Origin of the sequence: Streptomyces marianii, assembly GCF_005795905.1 — a bacterium.
GTDB classification, from domain to species: Bacteria; Actinomycetota; Actinomycetes; order Streptomycetales; family Streptomycetaceae; genus Streptomyces; species Streptomyces marianii.
In genome coordinates this window covers 4,117,690-4,132,520 of the sequence record NZ_VAWE01000001.1, presented here as the reverse complement: position 1 = coordinate 4,132,520, position 14,831 = coordinate 4,117,690, and the positions used below count along the sequence as shown (strand labels likewise).

Below are 14,831 nucleotides of genomic sequence, written 5' to 3'. Positions count from 1 at the left end.
ACTCCGATCCGTCCGGTCGATCCTCTTCATATGCGTTCTGTCTCCACGGTTGTGAGCGGGCCTCGCAACCTTCGTCGGACGTGCGTGCGACGAAAGTGGGCAGTGGCGGGAGGACACGGTTGCCTAGGGTGCGGTCGTGGACGCGTCATCGAAGATATGGGCCGGGGTGCGGGCGGGCGGCAGATGGCTGGCGCCGCCGGAGCTGTGGTCCCGGCGCAGACTCGCGGGCGAGGCGACCGTCGCGCTGCTGCTCGCCCTCCTGGCGGTGGGTCTGGGACAGGCGCTGGGGGCGTCCGTCCCGGCCGAGGCCGTCGCGATCGCGGGCCTGTCGCTGATGCGGCGGAGACTGCCGGCGACCGTGCTGGCGGTGACCGCCGCGCTGACGCCGGTGGGGAACGGGTTCCTCCCGCTGATGATGGCGGCGGGCTGGTCGGCCGGACGCCGGATCACCGGGGCGGGCCGGGCCGTGGCCGCGTTCGCCGGTGCCTATGCACTCTGTGTCACCGTCTCGCTCGTCGACACCTGGTCGCCCTCGACCGCGTTGACGCTGGTGCTGCTCACCACTCTCTACTTCCTCGCGGTCGCGGTCGTCCCCGGCCTGGCCAGCCGGTACTGGACACAGCGGCGGACCCTTCTGCACACCCTGCAGGAGCGCAACAGCCAGCTGTTGCGTGAGCGTGCCATGGTCGCCGGGCAGGCGCGGCTGAGGGAGCGGCAGCGCATCGCTCAGGACATGCACGACAGCCTCGGGCACCGGCTTGCGCTCATCTCCGTGCACACGGGGGCCCTCGAGGTCGACCGCGAACTCACCCCGCGCCAGCGTGAGGTGGTCGGGGTGCTGCGGGAGGCGTCGGTGACCGCCATGCACGAGCTGCGCGAGGTCGTCGGGATACTCAGGGACGGGGTGGAGGCGCCCGCGCCCGCGTCAGTGGACGAGTCGGGCCGGGCCGCTCGCGGCACGGCAGGCATCGCGGCGCTCGTCGACGCGGCCAGGGCCGCGGGGAACGCGGTGGAGCTGAAGTACTCGGGGGAGGCCAGGCCACTCGCGGCGGCCGCCGACCACGCGGCGTACCGCATCGTCCAGGAGGCCCTCACCAACGCCTACAAACACGCGCCCGGTGCGCCGATCACGGTGGATCTGCGCTACGAACCGGACTCGTTCGTCGTCGAGATCGTCAACGGAGCGGCCTCGGAGGTGATCGGCCACGTCGTCAGTGGCGGACAGGGGCTGACGGGACTGCACGAGCGCGCCCGGCTGGTGGGCGGAATGGTGCACGCCGGTCCGGTCCCCGGCGGCGGTTTCCGGGTGGCGGGAGTCCTTCCGTACGGCATCGGGGAGGCATCGCCGTTCGTCGACCCGGTGGACGACTTCCGGCGGCAGCCGGCGAAGACCCTCTACGGGGACGGTGTTTCGGTCATGGACCGGACCGTTTCGGAGAGGGAGTGGGCGATGGGCGGCAGGGACGGGAACAGCAGGTTCAGCGGGGTGGCCATGGGGTGCGGAATCGCGCTGGGTGTCGTGATGCTGCTGGGGATCGCTGTTCTGGTGGGGGTGTTCTTCCTGGTCGGATCCCTCGACAAGGGCATGATCGAGCCCTCCGAGTACCAGGCGATCAAGGTCGGAACGGCCGAGAAGACGGTACGGGACCAGCTGCCGAGCGGGGACACGATCGCCACCGAGGGACTGGACGGCAAGGGGCCGACGGAGCCGGCGGGTTCGCGGTGCCTGGTGCTGATGTCCTCGGAGATCGGGGAGAGTCTGGACACGGAGCCGGTGTTCCGGTTCTGCTTCAAGGACGGCAAGCTGGTCGAGAAGAAGTCCTACGAGGTCAGGCGCTAGGCGTAAGCGGCCAGGTGCTGGGGAGCAGAGGGGGGTCTGTGACCGGTTCGCCGATCCGGGTCGTGATCGCCGACGACGAGCCGCTGATCCGGGCCGGGATCCGGATGATCCTCACCTCCGATCAGGAGATAGAGGTCGTCGCCGAGGGGGCCAACGGCCGTGAGGCCGTCGAGCTGGCGCGGTCGCACCGGGCGGACGTGGTGCTGTTGGACATCCAGATGCCGGTGATGGACGGACTCACCGCGCTGCCCGAACTGCGCCGCGCGGTTCCCACCGCCCGCGTCATCGTGCTCACGACCTTCGGTGAGCGCGACAACGTACTACGAGCGCTGGAGCACGGCGGCGCGGGATTCCTGCTCAAGGACACCGCTCCGGCGGAGCTGATTCGCGCGGTGCGGGCGGCGGCGGCCGGGGATGCCTATCTCTCGCCGGCCGCCACGCGCCATGTCGTGGACCAGCTGGCCTCGGGGCGGGTGGCGACGCGCGACGAGGAGGCCAGGGCCAGAGTCGCGGCGCTGGCCGCCCGTGAGCGCGAGGTGCTGGCGCTGCTCGGGGAAGGCTTGTCCAACGCGGACGCCGGGCGCCGGCTGCATATGAGCGAGGCGACGGTGAAGACCTATGTGAGCCGGATCCTGGCCAAGCTCGACTGCGAGAACCGGGTGCAGGCCGCGCTGCTGGCGCGGGACGCCGGGCTGTAGGGCCGGGCGTCGGCTGCTGAGCCCGTCTCTGCGGGGTCTCTGCGAGCACGCCCTCCGCCACGGCCCTCCCGAGGGCCGTGGCGGAGGTTTCACGTGGAACATCGGCGGGAGCTGCTCGTGCCCCCGGGGCTGCCTTCACGCGGCGAGCCGTGCCGCCAGGTCCTTGGCCTTCCGTGCGGCATCCGCGAACGCCTTGGTACGGGACGCCTCGGCGAGCGGAACGAGCTCGGCCATCTCGGGCTTGCTGGGCGCCAGGGTGAGTTCGGGGACGATGAAGTCCACCTTGGCCCCGAACATCCCGGCGAACAACTTCTCCAGGTAGTTCTGGACGAACTCGAAGTCCTCCCGGGGCGTACCGGGGGCATACGAACCGCCCCGGCTGGCGACCACGGTGAAGGGTGTGCCGGACAGCGGTCCGTCCGGAGAGCCCGCGTTGTGACCCACGATGATCACCTGGTCGAGCCATGCCTTGAGGGTGGACGGAATCGTGAAGTTGTACATCGGGGCGCCGATCAACACGGCGTCGGCACCTTCCCGGCGGTGCGGATGACGGGGCCTGCCGAGGGCGTCGTCCATGACGTCCCGCGAGCCCGGAGGGTCCTCCCGGGGCTTTCGCCACCGGATGGCGTCCCGATGGCCCGATCTCGGGCGGGCGGCGCTCCGGATCCGGTGAAGCGGGCGACGGCCGCGGTTTTCCACAGGGGGAGACGGCGGCCTGGTCGGACGGTACGGTCGTGGGCACTTGATGTTGCACGACAGCGGGGGAGGCGGTCACGCCATGAGTGGGACCGAAACGGTGGCGTACCGGCGGACGGCGTCGGACGAGGCGCGCATACCGGAGGTCACCGGCTTCGCCCGCCGGGTGCCGGGCGGTGTGCCGGACTTCCCCAGACGGGACGGCAAGGCTCTGCGCCGGGAGGTGCCGCGTTGTTCCCACGCCACGGTGGTGATCCCCGAGGGGCGGCCCGACGCGGTGCGGGCCGTGGAGGAGTCCAGCCGGGGCAGGGTCCCCGGGCTCACACCGATCCGCGTGGGAAGGATGGCAGCCACCCCGTTCGCCTTCCTGCGCGGCTCCGCCGGGCTGATGGCCCATGACCTGGCGGGCACGCCGGTCACGGGCGTCGCGGCACAGATCTGTGGCGACGCGCACGCGGGCAACTTCGGTCTGTACGGCGATGCACGCGGCAGTCTCGTGATCGACCTCAACGACTTCGACGAGACCGCCGTCGGCCCCTGGGAGTGGGACCTCAAACGGCTCGCCACCTCGCTCGTGCTCGCCGGCCGCGAGGCCGGCGCCGACGAGGACGTCTGCCGCAAGGCCGCGTTCGACACGGCCGGGTCGTACCGGCGCACGATGCGGCTGCTGGCGAAGCTCTCCGTACTGGACGCGTGGAATGCCATCGCGGACGAGGAGCTCGTCTCGCACGCCGACGCACGTGACCTGGTGGGCACCCTGGAGCGGGTCTCGGAGAAGGCCAAGAACAACACGAGCGCGCGTTTCGCCGCCAAGTCGACCGAGGCGTCGGAGGACGGCGGCCGGCGCTTCGTGGACGCCCGGCCGGTGCTGCGCCGGGTCTCCGACGCGGAGGCCGCGGCCGTCGCCACATCACTCGCCGGGTATCTGGAGACCGTCTCGGAGGATCGGCTGCCGCTGCTCGCGCGCTACGCGATCCACGATGTGGCCTTCCGGGTCGTCGGTACCGGCAGCGTGGGGACGCGGTCCTATGTGGTGCTGCTGCTGGACCACCGGGGTGAGCCGCTCGTGCTGCAGGTGAAGGAGGCACGGCCCTCCGTGCTGGTGCCGCATCTGGCCGCCGCCGGCTTCGAGGTTCCCAGAATCCCGCACGAAGGGCGTCGTGTGGTGATGGGCCAGAAACGGATGCAGGTGGTCAGCGACAACCTGCTGGGCTGGACGACGGTGGAGGGCCGTCCGTTCCAGGTGCGGCAGTTCCGCAACCGCAAGGGCAGCGTGGATCCCGCCGCCCTCGCGGCGGACCACGTGGACGACTACGCCCGTATGACCGGTGCGCTGCTGGCCAGGGCCCACGCGCACAGCGTCGATCCGCGACTGGTCGCCGGTTACTGCGGCAAGAGCGAGGAGCTGGACGAGGCCGTGGCCGGCTTCGCGGTGGTCTACGCGGACCGGACCGAGGCCGATCACGCCGATCTGGCCGCCGCCGTCCGCAGTGGACGGATAGCCGCCGAGCTGGGTGTGTGATGGGCGCATCGTCCGTCCGCCCGCCGGAGCGGCCGGCGCTCTGCCATACGCTGGGCGGGTGACTCAGGACGCTCCCGGGGGCCCGGCCACCCGGAACGAGGACGAGCAGGACGACCACCGCGTGGACGATCAGAACGTGAAGAACGCTCGGGCGGCGCAGGACCCACCCGGCGCCGGCGGCGTGCGCGAGGACGCCACTGAGGAGTCCGAGCGCGCCGAGGCACGGCTGGAGAAGGCCGTACGCGCTGCGGAGCAGGCCCTGATCGAGTTCGAGATCGCGGTCGAGACCTTCCGGGTCGAGGTGGAGAACTTCTCCCGGCTGCACCACCAGAAGCTCGGTCCGATGTACTCGCGTCTGGACGAACTCGACGCGCTGATCGCCGAGGCGCGGGCGGCCCGGAGCGGAGACCCGGAGGATCTGCGCAAGGCCCGGGAAGCGCGGGCGATGGTGATGCCGATGCCCGGCGTCGAGGAGCTCTTCCACAGCTGGATCGACTCCGAGGGGTTGTCCGCCGAGGCCGCGGCCATGCTCACCGACCGGCCCGTGCAGCCTCCCAAGCGGGTGCGGCCCACGGACGAGGCCCGCAGGCTCTACCGTGAGCTCGCCCGCAAGGCCCACCCCGACCTCGCCCAGGAGGACGAGGAGCGGGCGCGCCGGGATGAGTTCATCACCCGGGTCAACGCCGCGTACGGGCGCGGTGACGAGGCGCTGCTGCGGGAGCTGACGAGGGAGTGGGAGGCGGGGCCCGCGCCCGAGGAGGCACGGCTCGGCGAGGCCGAGGAGCTCTACGCCCGCCTCGAGTGGCTCGCGCGGCGCAAGGAACTGCTGACCGCGGTCGCCCAGGACCTGGAGGAGAGCGCGATCGGCGCGATGCTGCGGATGGCGCCGGACGACCCCGACCGGCTGCTCGAGGAGATCGCGGAGCAGCTGCTGGCACAGGTCGCGGAGCGAGAGGCCGAGCTGGCCGCCCTGGTGCAGTAGGTTTTCCGGGAGGTTGCCCACCCGCTCGCGCCGGGACATACGGCGGGCGGGAGGCATGACGAGTCCAGGTACGAGAGAAGGCCCGACCATGAACTTCGCCCAGCTGCCCTCGGTGGACGCAGCTTCCGTGCCCGCCGGCGGTCTGGTGCTCGACGTCCGGGAGGACGACGAGTGGGCGGCCGGCCATGTCGAGGGTGCGATGCACATCCCGATCAGCGACTTCGTGGCCCGCATCGGTGAGGTCACCGAGGCCGTGGCCGGCGGCCGCCGCGCCTATGTGATGTGCCGGGTGGGCGGCCGCTCCGCCCAGGTCACCCAGTACCTGGTGCAGCAGGGCATCGACGCGGTGAACATCGACGGCGGGATGCAGGCCTGGGACTCCGCCGGCCGTCCGATGGTCACGGACAGCGGCAACCCGGCCTTCGTCCTCTAGATGACGGTCCCGACGCGGACTGCCGGGCCTGCTCCGCCACGAGGCTCTCGCCCGGCGACCCGGCCCGGTCCCTCCCCGTCTCCCCGAACGGGACAGCGCACCGTCAGCCGAGCGGGTGCGCCGCGAGCATGTCTCCCAGGGCCTCCTCGTGAGCCGCGGCGGACCCGAGGGACAGCTCCAGTTGCTTGGCCCAGGCGTGGTACCGGTGCAGTGCGTAGTCGGTGTCGGCGCCGAATCCACCGTGCAGATGCTGTGCGGTCTGCACGATTCGGCGGACCCCCTCGGACGCCCAGATCTTCGCCACCGCCACATCACCGGTCACGGGCAGAGGTCCGCCCCATGTGGTGCTCCGGCCGGCGGGTGCGCCGAGCCGCCAGGCCGCCTGCAGGAGCGTCGCCTCCATCGCCCTCAGATCGATGTACCGGTCGGCAGCCTGCACGGCCACGGCCTGGAAGGTGGCGATGGGGAAACCGAACTGCTCGCGCTTCCCCGTGTACTCGCTGGTCATGGACAGCACACGCTCGCCGAGGCCGAGGGCCAGCGCGCAGGTGCCGGTGGTAAGCAGGTCGCGCAGCCACTCCCAGGCGCCCTCGGCAGCGATCACATCGCCGCCGTCGATCCTCACACCGTCGAGCCGCACCTCAGCGAACAGTTCTCCGCTGGTGGAGACCTGTCCGGCGAGTGACACCCCTTCCCGGATCCGGGGGACCAGGGCGATCACGGCTCGGCAGTCCTCGGCGTGCGCGGGCACGGCGATGACGTCCGCGCACTGGGCCCATGGCACGGCGCTCTGTACCCCGTCGATGAGCCAGGAGTCCTCGCCGCGGGCGCGGTGCGCGGTGACGGCCAGCTCGGCAGGGTCGTGACCGGTGCGCCCACTGGCACCGGCTGTCAGCACGAGCTCGCCGCGGCCGACTCGTGGAAGCAGCCGCGACGCGCACTCGGAGCCCCCGAACCGCTCGACGGCGGCCGCGACCGCGCCGGTCTCCAGCAACGGCACCCGCGCCAGCACTTTCGCCGATTCACGCAGGACCAGGCAGAGCGCGAGGGGGTCCAGGCCGGCACCGCCGTGCTCGGGACCGAGGACCAGGCTCAGCAGATCCGCCGCGGCCAGTCCGGTCCACAGCGCGCGGTCGATGTCCTCCGCCACGGCACCCGCGGTGAGGGCGGGACTCGGTACCGCGTCGGGTGCGACGCCCGAGAAGACCGCCCTGGCCGCCTCGACTGCCGCTTGCTGCTCCTCGGTGAAGGTGAAGTCCACAGCCCAGTCCCTCCCGTGCACCGGCTAACTGACGGTCCGTCAAGATAGGCCAGGTTTCCGGGGAAGGGAATGGTGCCGTCAGCGGTCGAAGTCCAGTTCCACGTCCGAGGTCACCGGATGCGACTGGCAGGCCAGTACATAGCCGGCTTCCGTCTCGTCCGGCTCGAGGGCGAAGTTCCGGTCCATCCTGACCTCGCCCGACACCACGAACGCCCGGCATGTCCCGCACACTCCGCCCTTGCAGGCGTAGGGGGCGTCGGAGCGGGCGCGCAGCACCGTCTCCAGCAGCGACTCGCCCTCCTCCACGGGCCAGGAACCGGAGCGTCCGTCCAGCGTGGCCGTCAGCCTGCTGTGCTCGGGCGCCGCGACCGGGGCGGGGGCGGGCACGTCGTCCACATGGAAGATCTCTTCGTGGATCCGGCTCCGCTGGACGCCCAGCCCGCGCAGCGCCTGCTCGGCGCCCTGGACCAGCCCGTACGGTCCGCACAGGAACCAGCCGTCCACCTCCGGCACATCAAGCAGAGCCGGCAGCAGAACCGTCAGCCGCTCCCGGTCGAGCCGACCAGAGGGCAGCCCCGTCTGCTGCTCCTCCCGGGAAAGTGCCGTCACCAGCTGAAAGCGGTCCGGATAGCGGTCCTTGAGGTCGGCCACCTCGTCCAGGAACATCGTCGAGGCCGCCGTACGGTCGCTGCGGACCAGACAGAACCTGGCCTCCGGCTCCCTCTCCAGCAGCGTAGCGGCGATCGAGAGGACAGGGGTGATTCCGCTGCCGCCGACGATCGCCGCGAAGTGGCCGGCGCGCGGCTCCAGGACGAACCGGCCCATCGGCTGCATGACCTCGAGCGTGTCGCCGGCCGAGAGCTCCTTGAGGGCGTAGGACGAGAACTCGCCGCCGTCGACCAGCCTGATGCCCACGCGCAGCACGGCCTCCTCCCCGGCAGCGGCGGCCGGCGAGCAGATCGAGTACGTACGGCGGATCTCTTCGCCGTTCACTCCCGTGCGGCGCACGGCGATGTGCTGGCCCGGTGTGTGGCGGAAGGCCTCACGGAGCTCGGCGGGCACCGTGAGGGTGACGGCCACGGAATCGTCCGTGAGCCGCTCGACCTCGCTGACCCGGAGCGGATGGAACATCTACAACTCCTTGAAGTGGTCGAACGGTTCGCGGCAGCTGACACAGCGGCGCAGTGCCTTGCACGCGGTGGAGGAGAAGCGGCTCAGCAGTTCCGTGTCCGTGGAACCGCAGTGCGGACAGCGCACCGTGAGCGTGAGCGGAACGGGACCGTCCACGGCGGTCGGCCGCGGCGGTGCTATCCCGAACTCCGCCAACTTGCGCCTGCCGTCCGCGCTGATGTCGTCCGTCGACCAGGCGGGGGAGAGCACCCTGACGACCGACACCTCGGCCACGCCGTGCTCGTGCAGCACCCGTTCGATGTCGGCAGCCATCGCCTCGACGGCGGGGCAGCCTGTGTAGGTGGGGGTGAGCTCGACCTCGACGCTACCGGGGCCGAGTATCTGCACCCCGCGCAGGACCCCGAGCTCCGCCAAGGTCAGCACCGGCAGCTCGGGGTCGGGCACGGAGCCGGCCAGCCGGCGCAGCTCCGCCTCGAGAGCGGTGTCGGTCCCGGTCACCATGACGCCCCCGGGTGACTCCGGTGCAGATGCTGCATCTCGGCCAGCATCCGTCCGAACGGCTCCGTGTGCAGCCCCTGGCGCCCCGCGCCGGCCGACCAGGCACCGGTGTCCGCGGTGTCGGGCACGGTCAGGGTGGCCCGCTTGAGCACGGTCGTGACCGACTCCAGCCAGGCCGACCGCAGCGCATCCCGGTCCACGTCCAGGCCCTCGACGGGCTGGAACATCTCGCCGGTGAACCGCCACAGGGCATCGCAGGCGCGCTGCATCCGCTCATGGCTCTCGGCGGTGCCGTCGCCCAGGCGCAGCGTCCACTGCTCTGCGTGGTCCTGGTGGTAGGCGACCTCCTTGACTGCCTTGGCGGCGAGCCCGGAGAACTCGCTGTCCCCCGCCGCCAGCTGCCCGTACAGCAGCCGCTGGTAGGTGGAGAAGTAGAGCTGGCGGGCGATGGTGTGTGCGAAGTCGCCGTTCGGCTGCTCCACGAGCTGGAGGTTCCGGAAGGCTCGCTCCTCGCGCAGATAGGCCAGCTCGTCCTCGTCGCCGACGAGCGAGAGCAGCGTCCGGGCCTGCCCCAGCAGGTCCAGCGCGATGTTGGCCAGGGCGACCTCTTCCTCCAGGACCGGGGCGTGACCGGCCCACTCCCCCAGCCGGTGCGAGAGCACCAGTGCGTCGTCGCCCAGGGCGAGTGCGGCGGTCACAGGTGCTTCACCCCTTCCGGGATCTCGTAGAAGGTCGGGTGGCGGTAGGGCTTGTCGGCGGAGGGTTCGAAGAAGGGGTCCTTCTCGTCGGGCGAGGAGGCGGTGATCGCCGTGGAGGGAACCACCCAGATCGACACGCCTTCGTTGCGCCGGGTGTAGAGGTCACGGGCGTTGCGCAGGGCCATCTCGGCGTCGGGCGCGTGCAGGCTGCCCGCGTGGGTGTGGGACAGGCCGCGGCGCGAGCGCACGAATACCTCCCACAGCGGCCAGTCCGTCGAGTTGCTCATGCCGTCGCCTCCACCTGTGCCTCGTCGGACTCCCTGCCCGACCCGTCCGACGCTGTTGACTCGTGCGGCGCCCCGGGGCGGCCGGAGGCGCGCTTGGCGGCATGGGCCGCGGCTGCCTCGCGCACCCAGGCGCCGTCCTCGTGGGCCTTGCGGCGCTGTGTGATCCGCTGCTCGTTGCACGGTCCGTTGCCCTTGAGGACCTGCCAGAACTCGTCCCAGTCGATGGCGCCGAAGTCGTGGTGACCACGCTCCTCGTTCCAGCGCAGGTCCGGGTCCGGCAGGGTCAGGCCCAGGGCCTCCGCCTGCGGCACGCAGATGTCCACGAACCGCTGGCGCAGCTCGTCGTTGGAGTGCCGCTTGATCTTCCATGCCATGGACTGTGCGGAGTGTGCCGACGCGTCGTCCGGGGGGCCGAACATCATCAGCGACGGCCACCACCAGCGGTCCACCGCGTCCTGGGCCATCTCGTGCTGGGCGGGCGTGCCCTGGGAGAGGGCCAGCAGCAGCTCGTACCCCTGGCGCTGGTGGAAGGACTCCTCCTTGCAGATCCGGACCATCGCGCGGGCGTACGGACCGTAGGAGCAGCGGCAGAGCGGAACCTGGTTGGTGATGGCGGCGCCGTCGACCAGCCAGCCGATCGCGCCGACGTCGGCCCAGGTCAGCGTCGGGTAGTTGAAGATCGAGGAGTATTTCTGGCGGCCCGAGTGGAGCTTGTCGAGCAGCTCGTCCCGGCCCACGCCGAGCGTCTCCGTGGCGCTGTAGAGGTACAGGCCGTGGCCGGCCTCGTCCTGGACCTTGGCCATGAGAATGGCCTTGCGGCGCAGCGAGGGCGCGCGCGTGATCCAGTTCGCCTCGGGCTGCATGCCGATGATCTCCGAGTGCGCGTGCTGTGCCATCTGGCGGACCAGCGAGGCGCGGTAGTCGTCGGGCATCCAGTCGCGGGGCTCGATGCGCTCGTCGGCCGCCATGGCAGCGTCGAACCGCGCCTGGTGCGTCGAAGCCGCAGCCGTCCCTGCTGTCACTGCCGTCATCGGACCCCCTACCGACCGATCGTTCGGTTGAATGACTTCAATGGTGAGTCGGCGGCCCGTAAGGTGTCAACCCTGTGGATAGCCGCGGTGGACCAAGGGGATCGGGGCGGGATGGACTCGTACGACGGCGACGGTGCCGCGGGCGCCGGAGCGGTTCCGCCCGTCGTGCCGGGCGCGATACGCGATTCGGGCAGCTCAGGCGGTCCGGACCGGCGCGGCGCGACGACCGGTGACGGTGCGACCGGCGACCCGGGAGCGCCCGCGCCCGCCGGCCCCGCGGACGACGCGACCGGAGCCGGCGTCCCGGGCGAGGCACCGCTCCGGCAGCGCCCGTCCGGCGGTATCGCGGCCCTCTCCCTCCCCTACCAGGTCGTGGCCGCGGTCGCCCTCGGGCTCGTCGCCGTCCTCGCGGGCGTCCACCTGGCCATGGTGTTCCTGCACGTCGCGCCGTCGAACACGCTGACCAAGCGGTACGGCAAGGGGGTCGACGAGTGGATCTACCCCGAGTTCGAGCAGAACTGGAAGCTCTTCGCGCCCAACCCGCTCCAGCAGAACATCGCGGTCCAGGTGCGCGCCGAGGTCGCCGGACGTGACGGCAGCCGCCGGACGAGCGACTGGATCGACCTCTCGGCCGAGGACGGCGAGGCGATCCGGGGCAACCTCCTGCCCAGCCATGTGCACCAGAACGAACTGCGCAGGGGCTGGGACTTCTACGGCAACTCCCACACGGACGACAACAAGCCCAACGGCCTGCGCGGCCAGCTCTCCGAGCGCTACGTCCGCCGCATCGTGATGACGCGCCTGGACGACCACGACCTGGGCGGACGCGTCGAGCGTATCCAGCTCCGTTCCGCCACCCGCTCGGTCAAGGCGCCGCTGTGGAGCCGCGAGAAGATCGACACCCGCCCGTACTACCGGATGCTCCCCTGGTGGACCGTGACCTCCGCAGATCTGCCCCTCGACGTGCGCAACGGCGCGAACGACGAGGAGACGGGCCGGTGACCCAGCCACTCGACCGCCGGCTCGCCGCCGCCGTCCAGCGGGTGACGTCGACGGCCCTCGGCCCGTACCAGAGTGCGATCGTCCGGATCGGCTTCTCCCTGACCTGGCTGCTGTTCCTGCTGCGCGAGTTCCCGCACCGCCGCGAGCTGTACGGCCCGGACGGCCCCTGGGGCTGGGACATGGCCCAGCAGCTGATCGCCGAGAACCACGCGTTCACCGCGCTCATGTGGTCGGACAGCGCCGTCTGGTTCGAGATCGTGTACGCCGTCGCCGTGCTGTCCGCCGCGCTGCTGCTGCTCGGCTGGCGCACCCGCGCCATGTCGGTGGTCTTCATGGTCGGCGTGCTGTCGCTGCAGAACCGGTCCATCTTCATGGGCGACGGCGGCGACAACGTGATCCATCTGATCGCGGTCTATCTCGTGTTCACCCGCTGCGGCCAGGTCTGGTCCCTGGACGCCCGGCGGGCGCGACGCACGACGGACACCGCGGACCGGGCGCCGGACCGCTGGGGGCCGGTGCTCTGGGTGGTGCTCGGTCTGCTGCTCCTCGTCGGGTCGCTGACGGAGCGGACCGGCGGGGAGTGGTGGCTTACCCTCCTGCTCTGGGGGCTGTGGGGCTGCCAGGGCGTGTGGTGGGCGGTGAACCGCCGAGCGCCGCGCAGCGAGCTCCGCACCCTTCTCGACGTCCTCGCCAACCTCGCCCACAACGGCGCCCTCGTGGTGATCATGGCGGAGGTCTGCCTGATCTACGCCACGGCCGGCTGGTACAAGATCCAGGGCTCCCGGTGGCAGGACGGCAGCGCGCTGTACTACCCGCTCAAACTCGACTACTTCACGCCCTGGCCCGCGCTCTCCGACATCCTCGCCAACAGCGGGCTGATGGTGATGGTGCTGACCTACGGCACGGTGATCGTGCAGGTCGCGTTCCCCTTCACGCTGTTCAACCGCAAGGTCAAGAACGTCCTGCTGGTGGCGATGATGCTGGAGCACGCCGGCATCGCCCTCCTCCTCGGACTGCCCTTCTTCTCCCTCGCGATGATCGCCGCCGACGCCGTCTTCCTGCCCACCTCCTTCCTGTGCCGACTCGGCGGCTGGGCGGCCGGCGCCAGGGACCGGGTCCTGCGGCGGGCGGTACGGATCCCCGAGCAGCGCACTACACCCGAGGAGCAGGCCACCCGTACCCTCGTCGGGTGAGCACCGAGACCCTGAACCCGTTCGGTACGACGACGGCTACGGCCCGGAGGTGGGCGTCGGTCCCCATCCGGCCCCGTGGCCGGACGGGGCGCCGTACGATCCCGAACTGCTCGCGGCCGGGGACCGGCGGAACGTGGTCGACCGGTACCGCTACTGGACGCGGGAGGCGATCGTCGTCGGCCTGGACACCCGGCGGCACGACTTCCACGTGGCCGTGGAGAACTGGGGCCTGAAGCTGGCCGCTGTGCATGCCCTTTCCGGTGGCCCGCAGCTCACCGAGGCAGTCCGCTGTGTCCATAACGGGGTGCTTCGTCACCGAGGACATCCGGTCCGTGCCCTGACGAACCGGGTACTCAGCCCCGGCAGGAGGGTCTTGTCGCACAGCTTGTCTGCGACGCGACAGCCGACCGTGCCGGGTGTGCCGAGGAGCCCGAACGCGTAGAGCCCCGAACCCACACCGAAACGACGGAGCTGGCCCTGAGGGCGTTGTGCGATGCGGTGAAGCAGCTGACTGGCGTCGTAGCCTGAGTCGATGAGCGATGACGAGGCCACGAGGGCTGTACGGAAGTGGAGTGAGGCCGCACCCGACGCTGTGCTGCTTGACGGCTTCCATGCGCTGAAGCACGCGCTTCGTTTCGGAGCGGACGTACGAGTCGCAGTCACCAGCGACAAGGAAGCCGCCCTGGCGTTGGCCGATTCGCTCGCCGACGACGTGACGGACCGCATGAGGGATCTTGTCGTCGAAGTACCCGGGCAAACCCTGCGGAAACTGGTGCCGAGGGTTCACCCTACGCAGGTGGTCTCTCTGGCCACCAGGCGAAGTCGGCAGACGAACCTGGCGGGGCTGGTGCGGTTGCCGAGGACGTCACCGATCGTCGTTCTGGACAACCCGCGCAATCTTGGGAATGTCGGGGCCGTGGTTCGTCTTGCTGCCGGTTTTGGGGCCACAGGCGTCGTCACCACCGGTGGCGTGGACCCTTGGCACCCCAACGCGGTGAGGGCGGGCGCGGGTCTGCACTTTGCGACCGCCGTCGAACGGCTCCCCTTCAACGATCTGCCACCAGGCCCGATGTATGCCCTGGACCCTGAGGGGGAGGACATCAGGTCCGTGGCCATCCCCGGTGACGCGCTGCTTGTGTTCGGCTCCGAGCGGCACGGGGTCTCGCCTGAGCTCCGAGGCCGGGCAACCAAACTGCTGGCCCTTCCTATGCGGCCCCAGGTGTCGAGCTACAACCTTGCGACCAGCGTGGCCATGGCTTTGTTCCACTGGGGAGGTCCCCAAGACGACTCATCGCTCTCCAGCCCTGCTATGTAACCGATACTTCGGCATCGGTTCCGTGGTCAGGACCGCCAACGCCACCCTGGCCAAGGAGATCCACGGTGTGGGGCGGCGCCGCCATGGTGTGCTCGATCCCCGGTTCGCCTCCACCTGCTCGATCAACGCCGGCGCGGCCGCCGCGATCGCCACGCACTCCTGGATCCAGCGGTACGGGGACGTCCCTCCGGAGTCCTGACCCGCCCGTGAGAGCGACGCCCGGCCCGCTCGCGCGGGCCGGGCC

The 14,831-nt window shown here is 70.8% G+C and carries 14 protein-coding genes and 3 pseudogenes; 10 read left to right on the top strand and 7 right to left on the bottom strand.

Going from position 1 to position 14,831, the window contains the following annotated elements; genetic code table 11:
• Positions 1-166: 166 nt before the first annotated feature.
• Together FEF34_RS18530 and FEF34_RS18525 are read left to right on the top strand one after the other, a co-directional pair.
• Positions 167-1,840 carry a sensor histidine kinase gene (locus tag FEF34_RS18530; protein WP_138057572.1) on the top strand — a complete coding sequence of 558 codons (1,674 nt, stop codon included), beginning with the start codon at positions 167-169 and terminating at the stop codon, positions 1,838-1,840.
• A gap of 38 nt (positions 1,841-1,878) precedes the next feature.
• Positions 1,879-2,538 (top strand): response regulator transcription factor, encoded by a 660-nt coding sequence (locus FEF34_RS18525; RefSeq protein WP_138054164.1) that lies wholly within the window; start codon positions 1,879-1,881, stop codon positions 2,536-2,538.
• Positions 2,539-2,673: 135 nt separating this feature from the next.
• Here the strand turns inward: FEF34_RS18525 and FEF34_RS18520 are convergent.
• A pseudogene (locus FEF34_RS18520) lies at positions 2,674-3,069 on the bottom strand (NAD(P)H-dependent oxidoreductase); the annotation flags it as partial.
• Positions 3,070-3,316: 247 nt separating this feature from the next.
• On the opposite strand from FEF34_RS18520, the gene FEF34_RS18515 reads away from it, so the two are divergent.
• From FEF34_RS18515 to FEF34_RS18505, 3 genes are all read left to right on the top strand, one after another.
• Entirely contained in the window at positions 3,317-4,756 is a 1,440-nt protein-coding gene (locus FEF34_RS18515; protein ID WP_138054163.1) for a DUF2252 domain-containing protein, read from the top strand.
• A gap of 58 nt (positions 4,757-4,814) precedes the next feature.
• Positions 4,815-5,738 (top strand): J domain-containing protein, encoded by a 924-nt coding sequence (locus tag FEF34_RS18510; RefSeq protein WP_138054162.1) that lies wholly within the window; start codon positions 4,815-4,817, stop codon positions 5,736-5,738.
• Between the two features lie 88 nt (positions 5,739-5,826).
• Positions 5,827-6,171 carry a rhodanese-like domain-containing protein gene (locus FEF34_RS18505; RefSeq protein WP_138054161.1) on the top strand — a complete coding sequence of 115 codons (345 nt, stop codon included), beginning with the start codon at positions 5,827-5,829 and terminating at the stop codon, positions 6,169-6,171.
• Positions 6,172-6,274: 103 nt separating this feature from the next.
• Here FEF34_RS18505 and FEF34_RS18500 read toward each other — a convergent pair whose 3' ends face one another.
• The 6 genes from FEF34_RS18500 to paaA form a co-directional block, all read right to left on the bottom strand.
• Positions 6,275-7,432: an acyl-CoA dehydrogenase family protein gene (locus tag FEF34_RS18500; RefSeq protein WP_138054160.1), complete on the bottom strand. Its 1,158-nt coding sequence runs from the start codon at positions 7,430-7,432 to the stop codon at positions 6,275-6,277.
• Positions 7,433-7,510: 78 nt separating this feature from the next.
• Positions 7,511-8,563 (bottom strand): 2Fe-2S iron-sulfur cluster-binding protein, encoded by a 1,053-nt coding sequence (locus FEF34_RS18495; protein ID WP_138054159.1) that lies wholly within the window; start codon positions 8,561-8,563, stop codon positions 7,511-7,513.
• Complete coding sequence (paaD, locus tag FEF34_RS18490; protein ID WP_138054158.1) at positions 8,564-9,064, bottom strand: 1,2-phenylacetyl-CoA epoxidase subunit PaaD; 501 nt, start codon at positions 9,062-9,064, stop codon at positions 8,564-8,566.
• A complete protein-coding gene (paaC, locus tag FEF34_RS18485; protein ID WP_138054157.1) occupies positions 9,058-9,759 on the bottom strand; it encodes a 1,2-phenylacetyl-CoA epoxidase subunit PaaC in 702 nt (233 codons plus the stop codon). The genes paaD and paaC overlap by 7 nt, the downstream gene beginning before the upstream one ends.
• On the bottom strand, positions 9,756-10,046 hold the full coding sequence (gene paaB / locus FEF34_RS18480; protein ID WP_138054156.1) for a 1,2-phenylacetyl-CoA epoxidase subunit PaaB: 291 nt from the start codon (positions 10,044-10,046) through the stop codon (positions 9,756-9,758). The genes paaC and paaB overlap by 4 nt, the downstream gene beginning before the upstream one ends.
• The gene (gene paaA / locus FEF34_RS18475) at positions 10,043-11,077 is read right to left on the bottom strand and encodes a 1,2-phenylacetyl-CoA epoxidase subunit PaaA (RefSeq protein WP_234042450.1); all 1,035 of its coding nucleotides are present in this window, start codon (positions 11,075-11,077) and stop codon (positions 10,043-10,045) included. Before paaA ends, paaB begins: the two co-directional genes overlap by 4 nt.
• A 111-nt stretch (positions 11,078-11,188) precedes the next feature.
• Between paaA and FEF34_RS18470 the strand changes: the two genes are divergently transcribed.
• From FEF34_RS18470 to FEF34_RS18450, 5 genes and pseudogenes are all read left to right on the top strand, one after another.
• On the top strand, positions 11,189-12,079 hold the full coding sequence (locus FEF34_RS18470; protein ID WP_138054155.1) for a DUF5819 family protein: 891 nt from the start codon (positions 11,189-11,191) through the stop codon (positions 12,077-12,079).
• A complete protein-coding gene (locus FEF34_RS18465) occupies positions 12,076-13,272 on the top strand; it encodes an HTTM domain-containing protein (RefSeq protein ID WP_138054154.1) in 1,197 nt (398 codons plus the stop codon). Before FEF34_RS18470 ends, FEF34_RS18465 begins: the two co-directional genes overlap by 4 nt.
• Before the next feature lie 13 nt (positions 13,273-13,285).
• Positions 13,286-13,501 (top strand): annotated as a pseudogene (locus FEF34_RS18460) (rRNA methyltransferase); the annotation flags it as partial.
• 303 nt (positions 13,502-13,804) lie between these two features.
• Positions 13,805-14,587: a TrmH family RNA methyltransferase gene (locus tag FEF34_RS18455; RefSeq protein ID WP_138054153.1), complete on the top strand. Its 783-nt coding sequence runs from the start codon at positions 13,805-13,807 to the stop codon at positions 14,585-14,587.
• Between the two features lie 7 nt (positions 14,588-14,594).
• A pseudogene (locus tag FEF34_RS18450) lies at positions 14,595-14,786 on the top strand (hypothetical protein); the annotation flags it as partial.
• Positions 14,787-14,831: the final 45 nt, after the last annotated feature.